The following is a 21,480-nucleotide window of genomic DNA, read 5'->3' as shown; positions in this document are numbered from 1 at the left end:
CTGTTGCAAAGTTTTAAATCTACTATCAAATAAGGTAGAATAATAGAAAAAGATAGCAGGAGGAATGACGATGAATCATTTTAAAGGAAAGCAATTTCAGCAGGATGTGATTATTGTAGCCGTGGGCTACTATCTTCGTTATAACCTTAGCTATCGTGAAGTTCAAGAAATCTTATATGATCGTGGCATTAACGTTTCTCATACGACGATTTATCGTTGGGTGCAAGAATATGGCAAACTACTCTATCAAATTTGGAAAAAGAAAAATAAAAAATCCTTTTATTCATGGAAAATGGATGAAACGTACATCAAAATTAAAGGAAAATGGCATTATTTGTATCGAGCCATCGATGCAGATGGTTTAACCTTGGATATTTGGTTACGTAAAAAACGGGACACACAAGCAGCCTATGCTTTTCTTAAGCGGTTAGTGAAGCAGTTTGATGAACCGAAGGTTGTAGTCACAGATAAAGCCCCCTCTATTACAAGTGCCTTTAAGAAACTAAAAGAATACGGCTTTTATCAAGGGACAGAACATCGTACCATTAAATACCTGAATAATTTGATTGAACAAGACCATCGTCCAGTAAAGAGACGCAATAAATTCTATCGAAGTTTACGCACTGCCTCTACCACGATTAAAGGCATGGAAGCCATTCGAGGAATATACAAAAAGAACCGAAGAAATGGAACGCTCTTCGGCTTTTCGGTGTCTACTGAAATCAAGGTATTAATGGGAATAACAGCCTAAATCATAGATACCGTAAGGGATTTTATTCTTTATTTAAAACTTTGCAACAGAACCTCTTTAAGTAACTGTTTAATGTTTTTTTGTATATTAAGTAATTTGAATTACTTGCTTTGAGAGTTGTTTAAAGGATGATTTAGATCTTTTCATTACTTTAAGTTGATAAGTCATCGCTTTTATCTTAGTTTGTCCGATCAACACACATAGCGCATCATCTTTGGTTTTTAAACAATACATCCCTTTTGCTAAGTGATCAATCTGATAAGTACCCGTCGCATCTGGTATTAATATCACCGCCTCACCTTGACGCTTCAATGCTCTTTTACCCGTTCGATCATAAAGATGTAAAGGTTGTGCGTAAGGCGATTGATCTGAGGTGATAATCTGTAAAATAATCGACATATTTTGCTTAGCGAGCAGGTATTGGTGGATAATACGATAAAGTATCCAGAGCATTAAGCAAACTAGTAAGGTAAATAAGACTAGCAAAGTAAGTTGGATCAGTTTGCGATTATGGTCATTTTGCGCTAACATCTTTTCAACTTTGGGCGTATAAGGGACACGACTGCCAGTTACTAGTAAGCGATGAGAGTTGATCATATAAGGTGTACAAGTCAATAACGTCACCAAGTCTTGCCCTGGCTCTATCTTTAAGACCTGTGTTTCTTCTGGTTTCACCACAACAATCGTCTTCACCTCATAGGCTAACTTATGACCCAATACTTCTAAAACAAAGATATCCCCTTCTTTTAGTTTTGGTAAATCAGTAAAAAGTGCACGGTCTGGTAGCCCTCGATGAGCCGCAATCACAGCGTGTGTATTTTGACCTCCTAATGGGTATGAGGTCCCATTTAAGGTTGTTGCACCAATTTCTAACAGTTCACTATTAGTCGTATCAAATAGTGGGATTTTAATGTTGATCTTAGGAATATCAATGGTGCCTAGTAGATGTTTTTTATAATAATCTTCAGAAACACCACTTGCTTTGTCATCTTTAAAAGGATCTTTAGAGGGTGTCAAGCCTTGTTTAGCTAATTTTTCATTAGCTGCTTTCAACTGCTTTTCTTGTGTGTCGTGAGCTTTTTGTAAACTATCCTTATAAAGCGACACGCGAACATTATCTAAGTAGTCATTTAAGGCACTGATATAAAACGGATATAGCATGATCAATATACCAATCAAAAATAAACTATAAACCATCAAATTAATCAAAAAACGCTTGCCTATGCTTTTTTTAGCCTTTCCTTGTGGCTTGTTTTTATTTCGCATGATGTCCCCTATCAATGATATAGTCACGATGGTGTTGTTTACCGGTTCTTTTTACGCGTGCACCATGAGACTTAAGTGTAAAGTGTTGATCCTGTAACAGTCGCACAAATCCAGATACTTTTGGAAAAGCGGTTTGCTCATCAGGATAAGCAACATAGCGGCCACCTGGGATATCTTCAAACAGGACACGCCCATCTTTATCACTGATTGCTTTAAGCCGTTCACCGTCTCTTAATACTGGTATTTTCCCTTTTTTCTCTATCAGATAAAAGGCTAAATTAGCTATTCCTTGTCCATCAGCTACAGCATAGAATACAAAATCATAGCGATGTTTGATACACAGATAATAGACAAACTTGCGCCATATAAAATATGCAAATAATAAACAGAAAATCGGAATACCGACTGCAAAAGCGAGTAGTCTATTCTGATGATAGGCTTGTGCTTTTTTGATTTGCTTGGTCATCTTTTGTTCGACAAAAGGAACACGTTCTCCCGTGACTAATAAACGATGCGTATTAACCATATAAGGGGTACAAGTCACTAAAGTGACTAAATCCTTGCCATCCACTATCTTTAAACTCTCTAGTTGTGTTGGTAATACCGTTTTAAAGTTAACTGCACGATAAGCTAATTTCTCACCCAATACTTCAATATAAAATAAGTCACCTTTTTTCAGTTTATCCAAATCCGTAAAGAGTTTTTTATCTGGTAGACCACTGTGCCCAGTCAAAACTGAATGTGTACTGATACCACCTATCGGATAAGAAGTCCCCTGTAATACTGTAGCGCCTTTTTCTAATAACTCGTCGTTAGTTTCATTAAAAATAGGTAAACTAACATGGATAGAAGGAATAAAAATGGCACCTATCATATGAGATTGCAAATAAGCTTTGCTTGGTTTCACATTATTTTTTAGTGCACTTTCAAACGGATCTTCAACTAAGCCCATGCCAGGAATGTTTGTCGTATGCTCTTGTTTGAGCAGGGATTCATTTTTTGCTTTCATCTGGGCCAACTGTTTTTTTTGTTGCGCTTTATGTGCTGTTTGATATTGGATTTGATAGTTATCAATCACACGTTGATCATAAAAATTATTGATTGTATCGACAACAAAAGGGTAGGAAAATACCATTGCACCTGCAAAGAACAAAAGCGCCATCAAAACCTTAAGCCATAAATTGATTCTTTCGTTTTTTAAGTTATCTTGCTGCGGGTATTGTTTTTTCAATGCTGATTCACCTTCCTTTCCGAAACACAACAAGGCTGGGAAAGTTCCCCAGCCTTGTTAACGTTAACCTTTAACTTCAGGAAAGAACCTGTTAGTCTAAAGACTTAAACTTCTGCTTGTTGTCTTGATTTTTTAAACCAAATATATGCACCAATCATCATTGCTGCACCAATAATGATGAAGGCGTAGATACCAGCACCACCAGTTGATGGCAATAGCCCTTTAGGTGTATTCTTAACATCTAAGTTTGATTTGCCATATTCACCATGTACAACTGTAAATGTAATTGTACCATCTTTTAAGAGAACATAGTTAGCTGAAGGTGCTTTAGTTTCATTAAGTACGTAATCCCCATTTGTAAGTCCGATTACATTGAATGATCCATCATTTCCGGCATTTCCGGAAACAATTTTTGTTGCTTGATCTTTTGAGACCCATGAATCAAAGACATATTCACCTTTTGAGTTTTGACCACTAAATTTTGCAAATTTTGATTTATCACTTTTAGCCACGACAAACTCTGCCCCAGATAAGTTTTTTCCAGTTTGAGCATCCTTTTTGATAAATTTGTAACCACCAGTACCTACAGGAGTTGGAGGGGTGATTTGTTGTTCAGGCGAATTATTAATTTGGACACTCGCTTTGTTACGTTGTAAATTATCCGGATTCACATCTGCCGTCAATTTCATATTATAAGTTAATTGTATTTTTTTACCAGCCAATGCTTTAACATTATCACTGTTCAGATGTAAATTAACCGTGAATCCACCATTTACATAAGCAATATCATAATCCCCTGAAGTTCCATTTCCCGCAGTCAAACTTCCCACAGTAACTGTATTGTTAACGAGTGCAAGTCCATCAGATGGTTTATCAAAAATCGAATATTTATTAACAGCATTTGCATCACCAATATTAGCAGGAATGTTAACGGTCAAAGTATAGTTTAAAACATCGCCTGTTGTCACATTAGCAAAAGACTGATCCCCAACAGTTACATTACTAAATGATCCAACATTTGTAAATTCTTTTGTATCTTTAGATGTAACGTTTTTAGGATAAAGTTGAATGTCTTGATTTAGTGTGTCAGTAGGTTGTTGTTGTTTATCTAAAGTGTAAATCGGCATTGCCAACACAATAGGAGCTGACAATTTTGTAACTGTAATATTGTCAGGTGTTTTTGTTTCAAGGAAAAGATAAACGTTATATTGTCCTGATTCATTCTTTACTGACAAATCATTGAATAAAGCCTGTCCTTGCCCAGCAGTGGTAACTGATTTAATTTTTGTTGCATAATTTGGAGCAACTTGACTTGCGTCTGCTTGAATTTGGCTAATGGCTGCTTGTTGGCTCTTATTAGCAATATATTTATAATATTGACTTGTAACATCATAAAGCGTAAATTCAGATCCATTTAATGGTGTAGCTGAACCGTCAAAGTTCATTTTTGCACCTGTATTTTGGAAATCAGTTGGTGCATTATCATTCCAAATCAGTTTATTTAAGGTCACATTAACCTTTGTAGAGTCATCAATTGTGTCATCCGCAAAAGCAGATGAAATTGGGGCAACAATAGCTATCAACGCTAGCAATAACGTCATTACTAATTTTAATAATTTTTCTTTTTTCATTTTATTCTCCATTTTTGAGTGAGTGATTTTTACACTGTGCTTCGTTTTAAGGTGTGTCCCTATCTCCTTTCAAAATCAATCTATAAAAGATCATCTTAATTTTTCCTTATTATTACTAAATAATATGCTGATTTGACACAAAAGCGGTTGTTAACAACAAAATTGTTGCTAAAATCACTTGTAAGAATTTGTTTGTTTTCATATTTTTCTCCAAAATTTTCTATATAAGCTTGACAATAATTGACAAAGACTTTAGTTTATGACGGCTTTGGCTTACGTCGGTTATACCAAAAGCTAACTGCTATGATTACGACAATGCCACCCAAAACAACCATTACCGACTTAACTTCACCTGTATCAGGTAAAAAAGGGAAATGAGGTGGTTTCGGATTTACCGGGTTTACTGGTGGGATAACTGGTGTTTTGACTGCTGTATTTTTAGGATACAGATTTATCGTTGTCAAAAATGATGTTTTATCAACAGGATTCGCTACTGGTAATATAACCAACATCGGTGTTGCCGTCATCTTGACTTTACCAGCATCTTTGTCAGAGATCTGCTTCTCCAGTATCAGATAAGCACTGTTTTGAGAAGTAGGTTGAACACTAAATCGTGCAACACCATCATCTCCATCGCTTGAAACCGTCACAACTTCCTGACTTGTTGGCTGATATGGCTTTATTTCGGCCAATAGGCTAGCCTTATCAGTATTTGTGACGTGTTTCATAAGCGCCTCTTTAGATGTACTTTTTAAAGCATTTGACACATAACTAGTGACATCATAAACATCGAAAGTGACACCATTCAACCCATATGTTTTATCCGAATCAATCACACCTGAATTGGGATCATTAGGTGTAATCACTAACCCATTATCTTTAATTGTTTTTAAGTCTCCACTATCTTTAAAGACACGTTTATGTAAGATAAAGGTAATCGGTTGTTCATCTGCTGCTATTTTCTGAGCATTTGTAAAGGTTATTCCCAGAGACGTGATTAACAGCAACAGTAACAGATGACTTTTGTTATGTGGACCTTTAAGAAGTTTATGATGACGTAGACGTCTATTACGATAGTAGAAGATACCACCGATAATCGCAACTAATCCCATAAAGATAAGACTCGCTATAAAATAGCCTGTCCGACCAGAGCCACCTGTACTAGGGAGAATACCTTTTATCGTATTCGTCACATCAAGCTTAATGATATTACCAGTTGTGGTAATTGGTTGATCAGGTAGCGGCTGTCCATCAATAGTGACTTTACCATCGTCCCCAATCAAAATGATCACATCTTGTTTTAGACCAACATATTTTTCTGGTGTTTTAGTCTCAGTTAATGCATACTTGCCTGGTTTTAACCCTTGAAAAGTAAATACATTTCCATTACTAGCATCAGATTCTTGTTCCTTATTATAATTATTTGAACCAACAAGTTTAAATTTAACACCAGATACAGCATTGCCATTATTATCTTTTTTAGTGATAATTAATTTGAAATCATCTAATATATTTTTAACCTTACTGCCAGTTGGCAAACCTGAAATGACAAGTTGTCCATTTTGAGCAGTTACCGAAATATTAATATCAGAAGCTTTGACATAACCAAGTGGTGTTTTAGTTTCTTTGATTAAGTATTTCCCAATTGGTACTTGTTGATCGAATTTAACTAGGCCATTTTTATCAGACGTGACTGGCGATCCAATTTGTGTTTTTCCATCAGAGGCATAAAGGGTAAACTCAGCTCCTGCTAAAGGAGTCTGATTATCATTACCAACTTTTGTAAAACTAATAGCTGTTTTTAATAATGTATTTGTTACAGCTAACGGCTTGTCTTTAGACACATTACCATTAACTATATTTGTATATGTTATTTCCCTTGGCGTTGAATAACTTGGTGTAGCATAACCATTAACTGCTTGCTCAGTATTTCCAAACAACTCAACAAGTCGATATTTAATTGGTTGATTTGCACCATCCTTGGATGGAATACCAGAAATAACACCTTTGAGTTGATCATCTGTCGCACTTGCCTTAATGGCAAATGTCTTATCAGATACATTTTGCCATGTATTGTTCACAAAAGATTGTAGTTGTAAGATAATATCTTGTCTCGTTTGATACTGGTTATTTTGATCATCCCAAATTTTTTGAACTGGTAGATTAAAAGTATCATACTTAATGGATGGAACTGCAAAATGAAGATATTGAGCTGGTGATAACTTATTATTTTGTAAATAAGTTGTGCCGTTAGCTGGATGAAACTGTCCATCCCAATATTGTTGTTTTAAGGAGACTGTATACTCTACACGTACTCCTTCATTTTTACCAATACTTAAATTATCAATAGAGATTTGGTTATTATCAGTTTTAACACTACGATTTGAGCCTGTCGCTGATATACTATTACTATCAACTTTCAAATCATATGTCTGTATGCTGTTCGTATTTAACGTGACATACTGACTCATAGGGTCAATCAATGAGCCTTTTTGAATAGACTTACTAATCGACGTCCTAATTTTGTCTAAAGCATCCACTAGATCTTGTTGATTTGACGCTTCAAAAGTACCATCTGGTCCTAGCGCCTTTAAGACTGATTTTATGCCACTGTTATTAACTGTAGAAATACCAATCGAATACTTTGATACTCCTGGATTCGCATTGGCTCTTTGATTGACAAAATTTATTGTACTCGTATAATTAGATTCAGATTTCACTCCATTACCAGAATAATACGGAGTTGAAAAATAATCATAATTAGTCGTTGATCCCACATTACTTAAGCTAGTGTAGGATCCTGAATTCCAAAATGTCGGTTCTCCATCTGTTAGGCCCAGCGTACACATAACCCCCTAAAATCCATATAAGAGATTATATTATTGATTTATCGGTCTTTTTCTATCACTGAATCTTAGTAAAAAGCCTATCATTTTAAAAATGATAGGCTTTTTACTTACCTTGATTTAATTCGCGAAGTTCTTCGGGTAAAGTAGTTAAATCAATTTTATATTCTCCTAACAAATTAATGTGTCTCCAAATTATAGGAGACGTATACTCTAAATACTTCGTTATTTCTGGTTCGCTATTTTTACAATAGTTATACGCTTGTTGCAAATATACAGTATTCCAAAGGCTTATCGCATTAATCAGGATATTCAAAGCACTTGCACTTTGAAGTTGCTTTTCAAAATCCTTCTCCATAAACTTTCCTCTCTGACCATTAAATAACTCCCTGGCTAAATCATTAATAAGTTCTCCACGATTTAGCATTTGTGTGATTACTTTTCGTAAATCTTCATTAATCGCATACTCCAACAAAAAAATAGTTTTCTCAATTTTTCCCAGTTCGCTCAATGCCTGGGCGACTTTATTTTTTCGAGCATAAGAACCAAGCTTATTTAAAATTATTTTAGCGCTAGTTTTTCTTGTTTGAATGGAATAAGCGATTTGTTTAATTTCATCGTAATGCTTTTCTATTAAGTTTAAATTGACAGCGCGCTTAATTAGAGGTTGCATTTTTTTATACTGATCAGGAGATTTTATTGTATATAAGTTCATTGAACCAATATCTCTAATTCGTGGTTCAAATTTGAATCCTAACAAGTGGAATAACGCGAATGCGGTGTCAGTATAAGCATTTGTATCAGAAAAATGTTCTTCAATATTTAATTCCGTATCATGTCCAATGGCACCATCAATAGCACTAGCAGCTTCTCGTTGATTTGTTGCGATCACTTCGACATAATGCGAAATATATTTATCTGCAGTATGACGATAGATAGTTGTCCCTTTTTTATTTCCATAATGAGGATTGAAATCCGAATGAATAGACGAAACTCCTAGCTGCATGCGAAGACCATCTGAGGAAGCCTTTGATCCATCACCCCAAAATTCACTAAAAGGACAAGTAATCTGCTTATTAATTAATACTGACTGTGCTCGTTTGAAAGACTCAGGAGACATACGCCATTGTTTAGCATTTGCCATTTGAGCGGAAGTAATATGCGTAGATTTTCCCATATCTTGAAAGCGAATGTTTAAGCCCATAGCCATTAATGTAGAAAATAATACTTCTAATTCCTCTTTATTTGCTGAGTCTTTGGTGGCCTCATGAATAAATTCGTCCATAAACCCCGTCCAGTTATTGACTTCAATAAGTAATTCGACAAGATTTACATCTGGTAACAGTTTGTACAATGATTTTTTGTAATATTCAGCTTCTTCAGGAGTATTTTTTTCTTTTTTAGTAATAGTAAGTCTATCAAACGATTTTCCAAGTTTCTGATAAGCTTCTAGTCGTTCTTCTAAAACTTCAATTCTCGACGATAAATATTCTTTAAAAGTATCTGGAATTGTATGCGATCCCATCATGGCGTCTGAACTCACAAGATAATTATCTAATTCCTGGTGTAAGACGCTTTGAGGCTCGATAACTTCTCCTGATCGAAGTCGATCATTTAATTCAGTAGCAGCAACTAATTCAAAATAAGAACGATCAATTGTCCCATCTGGGTTTTTGACGAGAGATTGCCATGGCTTTTTAACAAAATTTAATTCAATATCTACAGGTATTTTCCGTTTGTTTTCTTTCTTCAATACAGTAATTAATCTGAGCGCATTAATTAAACCATCATCATCCATTCTAGGTGATTTAAAATCAAGTGTTTCTACTAGTCTTGGTAAGTATCCTCGAATATATTGAGCTTTATACTGTACTAAACCCATATAAGTTCTCTTTCTGGGACTAGCAATTAGAGCTGCTTGTTGTCCTTCTTCAATCAGCTCGTTCCAATCGAATGATTGTTTTAATTGGCGGGCTAAGTTTTGAAAATCATTATTACAAATTGCGTGATCCAGCATACTAACAACCTGAGAAAAGTGCTTTAACATGCGGTTAGATTGCTCGCCCGTTTTTTTATTTTCTTCGTTTTTCTTGTGTAACCCACTTCGTTTAATTGATTGTACAATTTTATTATGTACTTCAATTGCCAAATCAATTAGAGCTTTTCTATAACGAATTAAATAAACTACAAGCAAAGCATATCTTTTTGTTTCTTCAAATCTGCGTAGGTCAAAAGCATGATATCGTTCTGTTAATCTTGCTATCTGACTTAATCTCTTCTCATTGGTAAACGAAAATGTTAACTGCTCCAGTTTCAACTCTTTAATAACCGATATCCGGTCGCAAATTGATAGAATGGTATCTTTACTTGGTTTTCCACTAATATCTTGCAACCAGGCTAGTTTAGATTTTTTGGTATCCAAATTTACTACTAGTAAGCTATCTAATTGTTCCTTTTGATTCTCAGACAAAAGTTCAATTATTTTTTTGTAGAGATATTTTTCGTGATTCTGTCGAATAGTTGAAATCAAACGTTCGATCTCTGAAAGTTCTGGAAGTAAGATATGTTGTTCTCTTAATCGATAAATAGCTAAATTAATTAGAAAAAGTTCATCATTATTTTCTTGTATCGCTTCATTTAGAATATTTTTCAAATAATCCGATGCTTTTGAAGAATATAGGGAATAATTATAGTGTCTGCAAATTTTCTTTAAATGCACTAAGGGGGTATTTTTCTTACTTAAATAGTTATCTAAGTCTATAGTTGATATCTTTAGTTGGTCAGCAACGTACTCAACTAAAGATTTTGATACTTTATCAACCGAATTTAAAGAAATTCCTGGATATCGAGCAAGACACAACTGCAGACCGATTCCTAATCTGTTTTCAACACCTCTGTGAGAGAGAATAAACTTCACATCCGACCGTGAAAAGCTAAAATATCCCTGAAACTCATCCTTTGATAGTTTATCTAAAGATAATAATGCTTCTTGCTGTGCCGATGAAGTCAGTTTATATGCGCCCAAATATTAAGCCTCCTTATTGGTAAGGTGATAAAATGTTGTTTCCTTTACTTTTTATTTTGACCATACCTTTGTTTATATCTCACGATTGTTGACTTATCCAATTCAAACAATCGAGCTGTTTCTGTATACGTATGAACTCTTAAGTAGTCCAGTATTTCTTTAATCTGTTGCGTTGTTTTCTTTGGTTTTCGACCATCTCGATAATTTGGGTTATGTTGTCTTTGATATTCTCTACCTTCTTGGGTTCTTTGAACAATCATATCTCGTTCAAATTGCGCAAAGGCTAAAAACATATTCAACATAAGGCTACCGTTGGGGGTCCTATCAATTCTTCCCATATTAAGAATATTTACAACAACATCCTTTTCTTGTAGCTCTGAAATTAATTCTGTTCCTTGCTGGACAGAACGCGAAAGTCTATCTAGTTTTGCGACAATTAATTCATCACCTTCTGAAAGAATAGAAAGCAATTCATCGAGTTTGGGGCGGTCACGTTTTGTTCCTGTGTATTTTTCACTATAAATTTTTTCTGCCCCAGCATTCTTTAACTGTTCTAATTGATTCGCTAAATCTTGCTCATTTGTTGAAACCCTTGCATAACCATATTTCATTGTACTTCACCTAGTTTTAAGATATCTTCTAATTTATTGTAATCTACAGTCTTACAAGATAAATCTATAAAATAATCCAGTTGCCATTGTTGTGTTTTTTCAGCTGTTTTATTTAAACTTTGTTCCCATAAAGGATAAACTCGTATTGCCATTTTTCCTTTAACTTGAGATGTTCTTAATATTTTTTGCTTTAATAACTCTGACTTCGGAAATACAAATAGTCCTTTGTGTTCATTATCAAACACATTAACAATTAAAAAATCAGGACTGTTTTTATAATCAAATGCTTTATTTTTATTGTTATTATCTTTCTCCCAGAAAACAACGAAATATCCCTTTTTAGTCGGTGTTTTCTTAGCAAGTCTATTACGAAAACTATATTGATTAATGCTAAAAGAAAAACTCTCATACTCACTATTTTGATGTTCTTCCTGATAATTATCAAAAGTACCCTTTAAAAACGGAATAAGCGTATTCTGTAATAGCTCCCCTGACTTTTTCATCATTAAAATTTCTCCAATCTTGAATTACCTTCATTATCAAACCAAAGGCTTTTAAAACGTTTGATCGTATTCCACTGATAACCCGTAGACTTAGCTATTCGTTTAAGACTCAATCCGTCAAGCATATATTCATATGCTAAAGTTTCTCTACTGTTTAAATCTTTTCGACTAAGATACTCTTTTTTTACCATATTTCGCTCCTTTGATTCGCATATAATATTTGCACATCCACATGAGTTGATTTTATCACAATTTAATATCATATGCAAAACTGTTAAGTTATGCATACATATGAGTTTGTTTAATAAGATATTCTATAAACTCAAATGTGCGAAGAAACTAAAAAAGCCCTAAACGAGCGTTTATGAGGCTTACAAAGAATAGAAATATTGTTTGTTTATGGATTATATAACAAAAAATAAAGTTCAAATCTCTTATATGGATTTTAGGGGGTTATGTGTACGCTGGGCCTGTTAGAACAATCAATACTTTTACTGAATCAGAACGTGCACCATATGTAGCATCTGACAACATCTTATATCCTGCATCTACACCTAAAAATGTCGGGGTACCAGAAAGCATTGGTGCTGCTGTAGGAGTATAAATACTTGAATTCAATAACTGAGTATAGTTAGAGGTAAAAGATGAGTTTGATGAAAATTTACCAATTTTTGTAAATGGTATATCAGAATAACCTGACCAAGTAGTTTGCCGCTCAGAACCAAAACTTGAAAAGCCTATTCTTACATTATCATTATTATTTGAAGATGGACCAATTAATTGGTTAGCAAAATTTTTAACAGAGTCTTTCAAAGTCTGCCATCTTGTCTTCCCTGCTCCCATATCATAATTCATTGACGTTGAATTATCTAATACCATGGCGATGTCAACAGGTTTGGTTGTTTTTAACTCCTCACCTATCATATCTAAACGGACTTTAAATTGGGTGGGATCATTAGTAGGCATAACTATCTTCTTAACATACCCATCATTTTGATAATAATGATAGCCGTTATCAAAAGTAAGTGCCCCACTTCCGAAAATATTTTTTATGCTAGACTGGCCTTCACTGCTTGATTGTGAAAAATCATAGTTTACGATATCTTCATCTGTTTTGCCATTTTGATAAGTTGATGTGCCTTGTTTTGGATAAGCCACATCACCATTTTTTATATAATTAAATGGATCTGCTGTGGTTGGATCCCCTGAGGTTAGTGAATTAGATGAATCTGCTAATACTGTGTATCCTTGGCTAATATTTGCTACTATACTCAAACATAGTACCAAAAGGCTGAGCCAAGTCGCCCACTTTTTCTTCATATATCGTCCCCCTTTCTCTTAAAATATATATGTAAGCAAATCTTGACACCGATCAAAGATCTGAAAACAGCTTAATTCGGTTGGAAACTCAAAACAATTATTACGCTCAACTTTTTAATTTATATCATCTAGATTTATATCATAATACTCGATAAATCGAGTACATTTCAAGGTATAGCCTGTTTCATCAGTAACTGCCGATCTAATTAACTATATATCAATTCTATAGAAAATGCAAGACCTTATTTGTCGATTTTACACTGATTTATCTATCTTATTTGAAAAAAATATTTTTGCTAATCAATTACGGTTCTGTTGCAAAGTTTTAAATCTACTATCAAATTTGGAAAAAGAAAAATAAAAAATCCTTTTATTCATGGAAAATGGATGAAACGTTCATCAAAATTAAAGGAAAATGGCATTATTTGTATCGAGCCATCGATGCAGATGGTTTAACCTTGGATATTTGGTTACGTAAAAAACGGGATACACAAGCAGCCTATGCTTTTCTTAAGCGGTTAGTGAAGCAGTTTGATGAACCGAAGGTTGTAGTCACAGATAAAGCCCCCTCTATTACAAGTGCCTTTAAGAAACTAAAAGAATACGGCTTTTATCAAGGGACAGAACATCGTACCATTAAATACCTGAATAATTTGATTGAACAAGACCATCGTCCAGTAAAGAGACGCAATAAATTCTATCGAAGTTTACGCACTGCCTCACCCACGATTAAAGGCATGGAAGCCATCCGAGGATTATATAAGAAAACCCGAAAAGAAGGCACTCTCTTCGGGTTTTCGGTCTGTACTGAAATCAAGGTATTATTGGGAATCCCAGCTTAAATCATAGATACCGTAAGGGATTTTATTCTTTATTTAAAACTTTGCACCAGAACCAACATATCAAAGTCAAACTCTCTTCAGACGATTTAAAATTCGTCAATATAGATAGTAAATAAATTAATATATCGAATCAGCTCATAACTTAACATTTTGAGCTGTTTTTTTTTAGTTTACTCTAAAACTTATTAATATATCTATAAATAGTTGTTCTTGACACTCCCCAAGAATCCGCAATCGACTTAATCGGCGTACCACTTTCTACCAAGGTTTTAAGAATCTTTACGTCTTGCTCCGAAAATTTCTCAGGTCTTCCTCCAAGTCGTCCTCTTGCACGTGCAGCTTCTCTACCAGCGGCAGAACGCTCCAAAATAAGATTTCGCTCAAATTCCGCAAAAGCCGCAAACAAATGAAACATCAATTGTCCAGTCGAACTTGATTTATCCATTGTGATATTTTCTTGCAAGCTATGGAAGCTTACTCCTTTATCATTAAGTGAATTAACTATGCTAATTAAGTCCTCCATATTTCTTCCTAATCGATCTAACCGCCAAACAACAATTGTATCTCCAGAACGAGAAAATTCGATGGCAGATTTTAAACCAGGTCGCTCTTTTTTACTTCCTGACATATGGTCAGTAAAAATTTTCTCACAATCATATTTTTTAAGACTATCTTTTTGTAAATGCAAATTTTGAAGTCCAGTTGAAACTCGTGCATATCCGATATTCATTTTATTCTCCTTTGTTCTAATTTATTGTATCATAACTTAAAAATATATATATAAATGAACATAGAATAAATTACGGGTTAATGAACAAGGAATGTAAATGATTTTGAGAGTTTTTATAACAAAAGAAGAGTGTTCAGAAAATGACCATTTTATGAACATTCAAACATTCACTTGAATATAGATGGATGTTCTGATACAATATATTCAAACAAACATTTGAATGTAAAGGAATGATCGTATGAATAATGAAATTTGTGAAATAACTTGTATTCATGAAGACAAAGTTAATCGTGCTAAATCTAAACTAGCAAACTTTGATACTCCGTCAGTAAGTGGTTTCTTTAAAATATTGTCAGATGAAAATCGACTTAAAATTGTACATGCTTTAGTTCATGAAGATGAGCTATGTGTTTGTGATATTGCTAATATCATTGATGCTTCGGTCGCAACAACTTCACACCATCTGAACTCCTTAAAAAAATTGGGAGTAGTTGATAGTCACAAGGATGGTAAGTTAGTCTACTATTTTATTAAAAATATCAAAATCTTAAATCTTATGGAGCTTGGCGTAAATTTTAAAGAAGAGGTGCTAGCATGAGTGAGAAAATGACCGAAAAAACCTATCGAATAGAAGGATTAAGCTGTACAAATTGTGCAGGTAAATTTGAAAAAAATGTAAAGCAGTTGCCAGGAGTTACGAGTGCAACAGTAAACTTTGGTGCAAGTAAGATTTCAGTAGAAGGCCAAACAACAATTGAAGAACTCGAAGAAGCGGGAGCCTTCGAAAATCTTATCATTCGTGATGATCAAGAAAATGATGAACAAGTTAGATCAAAAGAGTCTTTTATTAAACGGAATATCGCTTTAATCATCTCTCTTGGTTTTATACTTGTTGCTGTGATTTCCCAACTATCATTGGGCGAAGATCATTTATTAACGAAAGCTCTTTATATATTGGCAATAATAATTGGTGGATTTGATTTATTTAAAGAAGGGTTCTCTGATTTGATCAAATTGGACTTCTCCATGGAATCTTTAATGACTATTGCAATTATTGGGGCCGCATTTATTGGAGAATGGGCCGAAGGTTCTATTGTAGTAATACTATTTGCTATTAGCGAAGCTTTGGAACGATTTTCAATGGATAAAGCAAGACAGTCGATTCGTTCTCTTATGGATATAGCTCCCAAAGAAGCTCTTATCAGGAGAAACAATGTAGAGCAATTAGTCAGTGTCGATAAAATCGATATCGACGATATTATGATCATTAAACCCGGACAAAAAATAGCCATGGATGGGCTTGTTATCAACGGTCATTCTTCAGTAAATCAAGCAGCAATAACAGGAGAATCGGTTCCTGTTGAAAAACAGTTAGATGATGAAGTGTTTGCAGGAACACTAAATGAAGAAGGTGTTCTTGAAGTCAAAGTAACAAAAAAAGTAACGGATACAACGATTGCCAAAATCATTCACTTAGTTGAAGAAGCGCAAGGAGAACGAGCTCCTGCACAAGCCTTTGTAGATAAATTTGCAAAATACTATACGCCATTCATAATTATTATGGCCCTTTTGATAGTGGTTGTTCCTCCGCTATTCTTTGGTGGTGACTGGAATAAATGGCTTTACCAAGGGTTATCCATTTTAGTTGTCGGATGTCCTTGTTCATTAGTGATCTCAACACCTGTTTCAATTGTTTCGGCTATTGGTAATGCAGCAAAAAATGGTGTTTTAGTAAAAGGCGGAGTCTATCTGGAAGAAATTGGTCATTTGAGAGCAATTGCTTTCGATAAGACTGGAACCTTAACAAAAGGAAAGCCTGTCGTAACGGATTTCATTGCAACCAGTTCTGAAACTGATATAAATTATCTATCGATTATTTCATCGTTGGAATCTCTTTCTCAACACCCATTAGCTTCTGCTATTTTAAACGAAGCGGATAAAACTAATGTGGATTACAAGTCAATACAAATCGAGGATTTCCAATCTATCACAGGTAAAGGACTTACAGGTATACATCAAAACATACGTTACTATATTGGAAGCCCTAAACTGTTTTCTGCATCAGTAATCGAAGAAACAGCGGTCAAAGTACAATACAGACAATTTCAAGAACAAGGGAAAACCGCCATGTATTTCGGTACTGACGAACAAATTTTAGGAGTAATTGCTGTCGCGGATGAAGTAAGAGATTCAAGTGCTGCCGTTATTTCTGAACTCCACAAGTTGTCAATTGAACACACTATTATGCTTACTGGTGATAATACTAAAACCGCTGAATCTATTGGTAAGCAATTAGGTGTGACTGAAATAAAAGGAGATCTAATGCCTCAAGAAAAATTAGATTCGATTAAAGCGTTGCGGACAACTTATAATAAAGTAGCAATGGTTGGCGACGGCATTAATGATGCACCAGCATTAGCTGCATCGACGGTTGGTATTGCAATGGGCGGTGCAGGGACAGATACGGCTCTCGAAACTGCTGATGTTGCTCTAATGGGCGACGATTTACAAAAATTACCATTCATTGTTAGACTTAGCCGTCAAACTCTAAAAGTAATTAAGCAAAATATCACCTTCTCATTAGGTATAAAACTATTAGCTCTACTACTAGTCATACCAGGTTGGCTAACACTATGGATTGCTATTGTAGCAGATATGGGAGCAACGCTTTTAGTAACATTAAACGGATTACGATTGATGAAAGTTAAATAACACAACAAATAAAAGAAGGCATGTTTATAATGATGTGAACCCCAAAAGCTAGACTTTTTAGACAAGAATAATTTCTTGTCTTTTTTTTGTTATTTTGAATAAGTTAAACGATATTGGATTGGACTCATCCAGTTCAATTTTTTCTTAATTCGTTTCGTGTTGTAATAGTGAATCCATTTAGTAATCGCTTGTTCAAGTTCTTCAAATGAATTGAAAACATGACCATAGTAGATTTCTTGTTTAAGCAAGCCAAAGAAGTTCTCCATGACTGAATTATCATGACAGTTACCTTTGCGACTCATAGATTGGATTATTTTTTGTGATTTGAGCTTAAAGACATAGTTTTTCATCTGATATGCCCACCCTTGGTCAGAGTGGAAAGTACGACGATAGAGACAATCAGAAGTCAATTCTAAAGCCTCCTGAAGTGCTGTCGCAATAGCTTGATAGGTTGGTTGTTTAGAGATTTCATAGCTAATCACTTCGTTGTTGAAAAGGTCAAGATAGGGGTTGAGATAAAGCTTCTTTTGAACCCCTTTATCGTAATATTTGAACTCAGTGGTGTCTGTCGTTATCTTCTGATGTGGTATAGAAGTGTTAAATCGTCTGTGGAGCTTGTTCTTAGCCACAGTCCCAACTTTACCTTTGTAAGAGTTATATTTACGAGATTTATGCCAAAAAGTAGTCACACGAAGCCCAAGTTTTTTCATCAAGCGCTGAACTTTCTTGTGATTAACATAAATTCCACGTTGTTTTAATAGCTCAACCATTGGACGATACCCTGCATTAGTGTGTTCTTGACGTATTTCAAGCATGACTTGCTCAATCATTTCGTCTTTATTAGGACGTTCAAAACGATTGACCCAGTAGTAATAAGTTGCTTTAGAAAGTTCAGAAATGGCTAAGAGTTGCTTAAGTGGGAACTTGAATTCTCGTCGGAGTTCACAGACCACTCGGGATTTTCCCTCTTGTGTTGTTCCTGCCGTAATCTCCTCAGCCCTTTTAAATATTCAACTTCCATTCTTAAATTAAGATTGTCGTTTTGAAGCCTAGCAAGTTCTTGCTCTGTTTCATTCACCACATCTTTCGCTTTCTTAATACTTATTTCAAGCAATTCAGACTCTTTTCTAGGTCGCCCCTGAACATTAGAAAAGGCAAATTCCCCTTTTTTGCGATAATTTGATACCCATCGTGTAAGAAGTGGCGGATTATTCATTCCCAATTCATGAGCTAGTTCTCTATATGACTTTTCACTTGTTAGATATAAGTTTACCGCATTAAGTTTGAATTGTGTTGAATAAACTGTATTTTGTCTTTTACGCTGAATTCCAACCGCCCCTAATTCTTTATAAGCTTTGACCCAACGCCTGACAATCGCTTCGTTCGTGACATGGTACTTTTTGGCTAAATAATCACACCCCCCTACACCGTTATCATAATCCTGAACCACTTTTAGTTTTAGTTCAAATGAATATTTTGTCATAATAAAAGACCTTTCATATTTTTGAAAAGTCTATCTTTTGGGGGTCACTACATAAGCGTGCCTTCTTTTTATGATACTTTTTAGTTTTTTTGAACGCTAGTTATGAAGCAAACGGTTCTGTTGCAAAGTTTTAAATCTACTATCAAATAAGGTAGAATAATAGAAAAAAATAGCAGGAGGAATGACGATGAATCATTTTAAAGGAAAGCAATTTCAGCAGGATGTGATTATTGTAGCCGTGGGCTACTATCTTCGTTATAACCTTAGCTATCGTGAAGTTCAAGAAATCTTATATGATCGTGGCATTAACGTTTCTCATACGACGATTTATCGTTGGGTGCAAGAATATGGCAAACTACTCTATCAAATTTGGAAAAAGAAAAATAAAAAATCCTTTTATTCATGGAAAATGGATGAAACGTACATCAAAATTAAAGGAAAATGGCATTATTTGTATCGAGCCATCGATGCAGATGGTTTAACCTTGGATATTTGGTTACGTAAAAAACGGGACACACAAGCAGCCTATGCTTTTCTTAAGCGGTTAGTGAAGCAGTTTGATGAACCGAAGGTTGTAGTCACAGATAAAGCCCCCTCTATTACAAGTGCCTTTAAGAAACTAAAAGAATACGGCTTTTATCAAGGGACAGAACATCGTACCATTAAATACCTGAATAATTTGATTGAACAAGACCATCGTCCAGTAAAGAGACGCAATAAATTCTATCGAAGTTTACGCACTGCCTCACCCACGATTAAAGGCATGGAAGCCATCCGAGGATTATATAAGAAAACCCGAAAAGAAGGCACTCTCTTCGGGTTTTCGGTCTGTACTGAAATCAAGGTATTATTGGGAATCCCAGCTTAAATCATAGATACCGTAAGGGATTTTTTTCTTTATTTAAAACTTTGCAACAGAACCTCATATAATATCAAAAAATATATACCCCTACTAATGGGTATATATTTTATAATATTTCTTTTTAGAAGTCAATTTATCATTTAACCGTGCTAGATTCATATTTTAAGTAAAAAACATATACTTCGTTCTATCTATTTCACAGTAAAGCTTGCCATCATTCCATTATCTTCATGATTTAAAATATGGCAGTGCACCATCCAGACACCTGGTTCATCAAATTTGATAGCAATATCTGTCTTTACTCCTTGATCCATTGGATAAGTATCATACCACGTCGTATCATTTGTTGGTTGACCATTTTTTTCAACAACTTGGAAATGCGCTCCATGAATATGCATTGGGTGTGACATACCTGCCATGGTATCCGCATTTTCAAATTGAACTTTATACATTTGTCCCACTTTAACATTAAAGGTTCCTGTATCTGGGAATACCTCACCATTAATCATTTCTTTCATTTTCATTCCTGACGTATTCATCTCCATTTCTTCGGTCAGTCTCATACTAATATCAGGAGATTTATCTAAGACATATTTTGCTAAATTATCTGTTTTTAGAGGAACGAATGGAGATATTGCCTTAGTTTTGTTGTTACCTTTGTATTTTATTTTTACCTTAGCATTTCCATCCTTGATTGTGTAAGTTTTATTATCTTTTCCTATAAGCGCAACCTCAACATCTAAACGTTGTCCAGGTGCTATCTTGAAATTCCGTACTTCATAGGGTTCTTCTAAGTTATAACCATCCTTCGCAATAACTCTAACCTTAAAAGGAAATTTAACCGTTTTAAAATTATTGGCAGAGGCATTAACAAATCGCAACTTCCCAATTTGTCCTCCTCCAAGTTCAAGGTTTGGAGCTACTTTCTTACCATTTATCGTATCACTAATTGAATCACTTTCACTCATATCCATATCGTCCATATTCATTCCAGACATCTTGGAGTTCTGATCATTGTTTTCTAGTGTATCTCCTAGCATCATAATTTCATCTAGATCATAACTTTTATCTGCCTCTGTTCGTACAATTACAGGAGCATACATCCCTTTCGTTACCTGATTTTCCACTGGTCGATAATGAGAGTGAACCCAGAAAGTCCCAGACTCTTTTGGTGTGAATTTAAATGTATTTTTCTCTTTTTTCTTTAATGTAATATCTGGGCCGTCTTGATTATTAGGGATACTCAGACCATGCCAATGAATATTGGTGGTTGTACTGCTGTTATTTGAAACCTTTATTGTTGCTTCTTTTCCCTTATCAAGTACGATAGGCACACCAGCTAGATAGCTGTTCTTTGATTCATCAGTATACTGGTAATGTGTTTCTTTCTTTCCTGCAATTTCTGAGATAGTAGAAATTATATTAACCTTCACATTTGTAGAACTTTTTTTTGAGGTTATATTATAGGAATCGTCTTTTAATTGCTGCTGATTATCAATAGAGCTACTTCCCGACGAACAAGAAGCAAGTAATGATGTAGTTGCTAGAACAAAAACTCCCATATAAACTTTTTTCTTTAATTTCATCTTTTCTCCCTTAATTTCATTTTTTTGTTCAACGTAAACTAAAATAGGTTTTATCATTCTTGATGGAAATATTACATTAAT

Annotated in this window: 16 protein-coding genes and 1 pseudogene; 5 read left to right on the top strand and 12 right to left on the bottom strand. The window is 34.7% G+C overall.

Going from position 1 to position 21,480, the window contains the following annotated elements:
- The first annotated feature begins 70 nt into the window (after window positions 1-70).
- Window positions 71-751, top strand: coding sequence for an IS6 family transposase (locus MHB61_RS13005; RefSeq protein ID WP_081213530.1), 681 nt, complete (start codon window positions 71-73; stop codon window positions 749-751).
- Between the two features lie 87 nt (window positions 752-838).
- On the opposite strand, the gene MHB61_RS13000 is transcribed toward MHB61_RS13005, so the two are convergent.
- The 9 genes from MHB61_RS13000 to MHB61_RS12960 all read right to left on the bottom strand — a co-directional run bounded on the left by MHB61_RS13000 (window position 839) and on the right by MHB61_RS12960 (window position 13,184).
- A complete protein-coding gene (locus MHB61_RS13000) occupies window positions 839-2,017 on the bottom strand; it encodes a class C sortase (RefSeq protein ID WP_137016661.1) in 1,179 nt (392 codons plus the stop codon).
- Complete coding sequence (locus MHB61_RS12995; RefSeq protein ID WP_170959167.1) at window positions 2,007-3,248, bottom strand: class C sortase; 1,242 nt, start codon at window positions 3,246-3,248, stop codon at window positions 2,007-2,009. Before MHB61_RS12995 ends, MHB61_RS13000 begins: the two co-directional genes overlap by 11 nt.
- 104 nt (window positions 3,249-3,352) lie before the next feature.
- Window positions 3,353-4,879, bottom strand: a complete 1,527-nt coding sequence (locus MHB61_RS12990; RefSeq protein ID WP_249351790.1) for a SpaH/EbpB family LPXTG-anchored major pilin — start codon at window positions 4,877-4,879, stop codon at window positions 3,353-3,355.
- 257 nt (window positions 4,880-5,136) lie between these two features.
- The gene (locus MHB61_RS12985; protein ID WP_262652260.1) at window positions 5,137-7,728 is read right to left on the bottom strand and encodes a SpaA isopeptide-forming pilin-related protein; all 2,592 of its coding nucleotides are present in this window, start codon (window positions 7,726-7,728) and stop codon (window positions 5,137-5,139) included.
- Between the two features lie 103 nt (window positions 7,729-7,831).
- Complete coding sequence (locus MHB61_RS12980) at window positions 7,832-10,750, bottom strand: Tn3 family transposase (protein ID WP_010002095.1); 2,919 nt, start codon at window positions 10,748-10,750, stop codon at window positions 7,832-7,834.
- Between the two features lie 44 nt (window positions 10,751-10,794).
- The gene (locus MHB61_RS12975; protein WP_003130773.1) at window positions 10,795-11,361 is read right to left on the bottom strand and encodes a recombinase family protein; all 567 of its coding nucleotides are present in this window, start codon (window positions 11,359-11,361) and stop codon (window positions 10,795-10,797) included.
- Complete coding sequence (locus tag MHB61_RS12970; RefSeq protein ID WP_003130771.1) at window positions 11,358-11,867, bottom strand: MepB family protein; 510 nt, start codon at window positions 11,865-11,867, stop codon at window positions 11,358-11,360. The genes MHB61_RS12975 and MHB61_RS12970 overlap by 4 nt, the downstream gene beginning before the upstream one ends.
- On the bottom strand, window positions 11,867-12,055 hold the full coding sequence (locus MHB61_RS12965; RefSeq protein WP_003130770.1) for a hypothetical protein: 189 nt from the start codon (window positions 12,053-12,055) through the stop codon (window positions 11,867-11,869). The genes MHB61_RS12970 and MHB61_RS12965 overlap by 1 nt, the downstream gene beginning before the upstream one ends.
- A gap of 262 nt (window positions 12,056-12,317) precedes the next feature.
- Window positions 12,318-13,184 (bottom strand): vWA domain-containing protein, encoded by an 867-nt coding sequence (locus tag MHB61_RS12960; protein ID WP_340817574.1) that lies wholly within the window; start codon window positions 13,182-13,184, stop codon window positions 12,318-12,320.
- A gap of 329 nt (window positions 13,185-13,513) precedes the next feature.
- Here MHB61_RS12960 and MHB61_RS12955 point away from each other — a divergent pair.
- Window positions 13,514-14,026, top strand: a pseudogene (locus tag MHB61_RS12955) (IS6 family transposase); the annotation flags it as partial.
- A 175-nt stretch (window positions 14,027-14,201) separates the two neighbouring features.
- Here MHB61_RS12955 and MHB61_RS12950 read toward each other — a convergent pair.
- Complete coding sequence (locus MHB61_RS12950; protein WP_172688216.1) at window positions 14,202-14,756, bottom strand: recombinase family protein; 555 nt, start codon at window positions 14,754-14,756, stop codon at window positions 14,202-14,204.
- 238 nt (window positions 14,757-14,994) lie between these two features.
- Here MHB61_RS12950 and MHB61_RS12945 point away from each other — a divergent pair, with 238 nt between their 5' ends.
- Window positions 14,995-15,354, top strand: a complete 360-nt coding sequence (locus tag MHB61_RS12945; protein ID WP_003726380.1) for an ArsR/SmtB family transcription factor — start codon at window positions 14,995-14,997, stop codon at window positions 15,352-15,354.
- Complete coding sequence (locus MHB61_RS12940; RefSeq protein ID WP_001291323.1) at window positions 15,351-17,468, top strand: heavy metal translocating P-type ATPase; 2,118 nt, start codon at window positions 15,351-15,353, stop codon at window positions 17,466-17,468. The genes MHB61_RS12945 and MHB61_RS12940 overlap by 4 nt, the downstream gene beginning before the upstream one ends.
- A gap of 89 nt (window positions 17,469-17,557) precedes the next feature.
- On the opposite strand, the gene MHB61_RS12935 is transcribed toward MHB61_RS12940, so the two are convergent.
- A protein-coding gene (locus tag MHB61_RS12935; RefSeq protein WP_102032788.1) for an IS3 family transposase occupies window positions 17,558-18,951 on the bottom strand; the annotation gives its coding sequence in 2 pieces (ribosomal slippage) (window positions 17,558-18,474 and window positions 18,474-18,951; 1,395 coding nt in all).
- Window positions 18,952-19,138: 187 nt separating this feature from the next.
- Here MHB61_RS12935 and MHB61_RS12930 point away from each other — a divergent pair.
- Entirely contained in the window at window positions 19,139-19,819 is a 681-nt protein-coding gene (locus tag MHB61_RS12930) for an IS6-like element IS1216 family transposase (RefSeq protein ID WP_013646119.1), read from the top strand.
- A 185-nt stretch (window positions 19,820-20,004) separates the two neighbouring features.
- On the opposite strand, the gene MHB61_RS12925 is transcribed toward MHB61_RS12930, so the two are convergent.
- Entirely contained in the window at window positions 20,005-21,399 is a 1,395-nt protein-coding gene (locus MHB61_RS12925) for a multicopper oxidase family protein (RefSeq protein ID WP_032398656.1), read from the bottom strand.
- Between the last annotated feature and the right edge of the window lie 81 nt (window positions 21,400-21,480).

Source organism: Lactococcus sp. FSL K6-0773, from assembly GCF_038006485.1.
GTDB lineage: Bacteria > Bacillota > Bacilli > Lactobacillales > Streptococcaceae > Lactococcus > Lactococcus lactis.
Note: the sequence above shows the minus strand (reverse complement) of the source record. Positions and strands in the feature narration are given on the sequence as shown.

Excerpts from the sequence above, each read along its gene's own strand:
- MHB61_RS13005 (WP_081213530.1), top strand. The coding sequence starts at position 71 with ATGAATCATTTTAAAGGAAAGCAATTTCAGCAGGATGTGATTATTGTA.
- MHB61_RS13000 (WP_137016661.1), bottom strand. The coding sequence starts at position 2,017 with ATGCGAAATAAAAACAAGCCACAAGGAAAGGCTAAAAAAAGCATAGGC.
- MHB61_RS12990 (WP_249351790.1), bottom strand. The coding sequence starts at position 4,879 with ATGAAAAAAGAAAAATTATTAAAATTAGTAATGACGTTATTGCTAGCG.
- MHB61_RS12985 (WP_262652260.1), bottom strand. The coding sequence starts at position 7,728 with ATGTGTACGCTGGGCCTAACAGATGGAGAACCGACATTTTGGAATTCA.
- MHB61_RS12975 (WP_003130773.1), bottom strand. The coding sequence starts at position 11,361 with ATGAAATATGGTTATGCAAGGGTTTCAACAAATGAGCAAGATTTAGCG.
- MHB61_RS12970 (WP_003130771.1), bottom strand. The coding sequence starts at position 11,867 with ATGATGAAAAAGTCAGGGGAGCTATTACAGAATACGCTTATTCCGTTT.
- MHB61_RS12965 (WP_003130770.1), bottom strand. The coding sequence starts at position 12,055 with ATGGTAAAAAAAGAGTATCTTAGTCGAAAAGATTTAAACAGTAGAGAA.
- MHB61_RS12960 (WP_340817574.1), bottom strand. The coding sequence starts at position 13,184 with ATGAAGAAAAAGTGGGCGACTTGGCTCAGCCTTTTGGTACTATGTTTG.
- MHB61_RS12950 (WP_172688216.1), bottom strand. The coding sequence starts at position 14,756 with ATGAATATCGGATATGCACGAGTTTCAACTGGACTTCAAAATTTGCAT.
- MHB61_RS12945 (WP_003726380.1), top strand. The coding sequence starts at position 14,995 with ATGAATAATGAAATTTGTGAAATAACTTGTATTCATGAAGACAAAGTT.
- MHB61_RS12940 (WP_001291323.1), top strand. The coding sequence starts at position 15,351 with ATGAGTGAGAAAATGACCGAAAAAACCTATCGAATAGAAGGATTAAGC.
- MHB61_RS12930 (WP_013646119.1), top strand. The coding sequence starts at position 19,139 with ATGAATCATTTTAAAGGAAAGCAATTTCAGCAGGATGTGATTATTGTA.
- MHB61_RS12925 (WP_032398656.1), bottom strand. The coding sequence starts at position 21,399 with ATGAAATTAAAGAAAAAAGTTTATATGGGAGTTTTTGTTCTAGCAACT.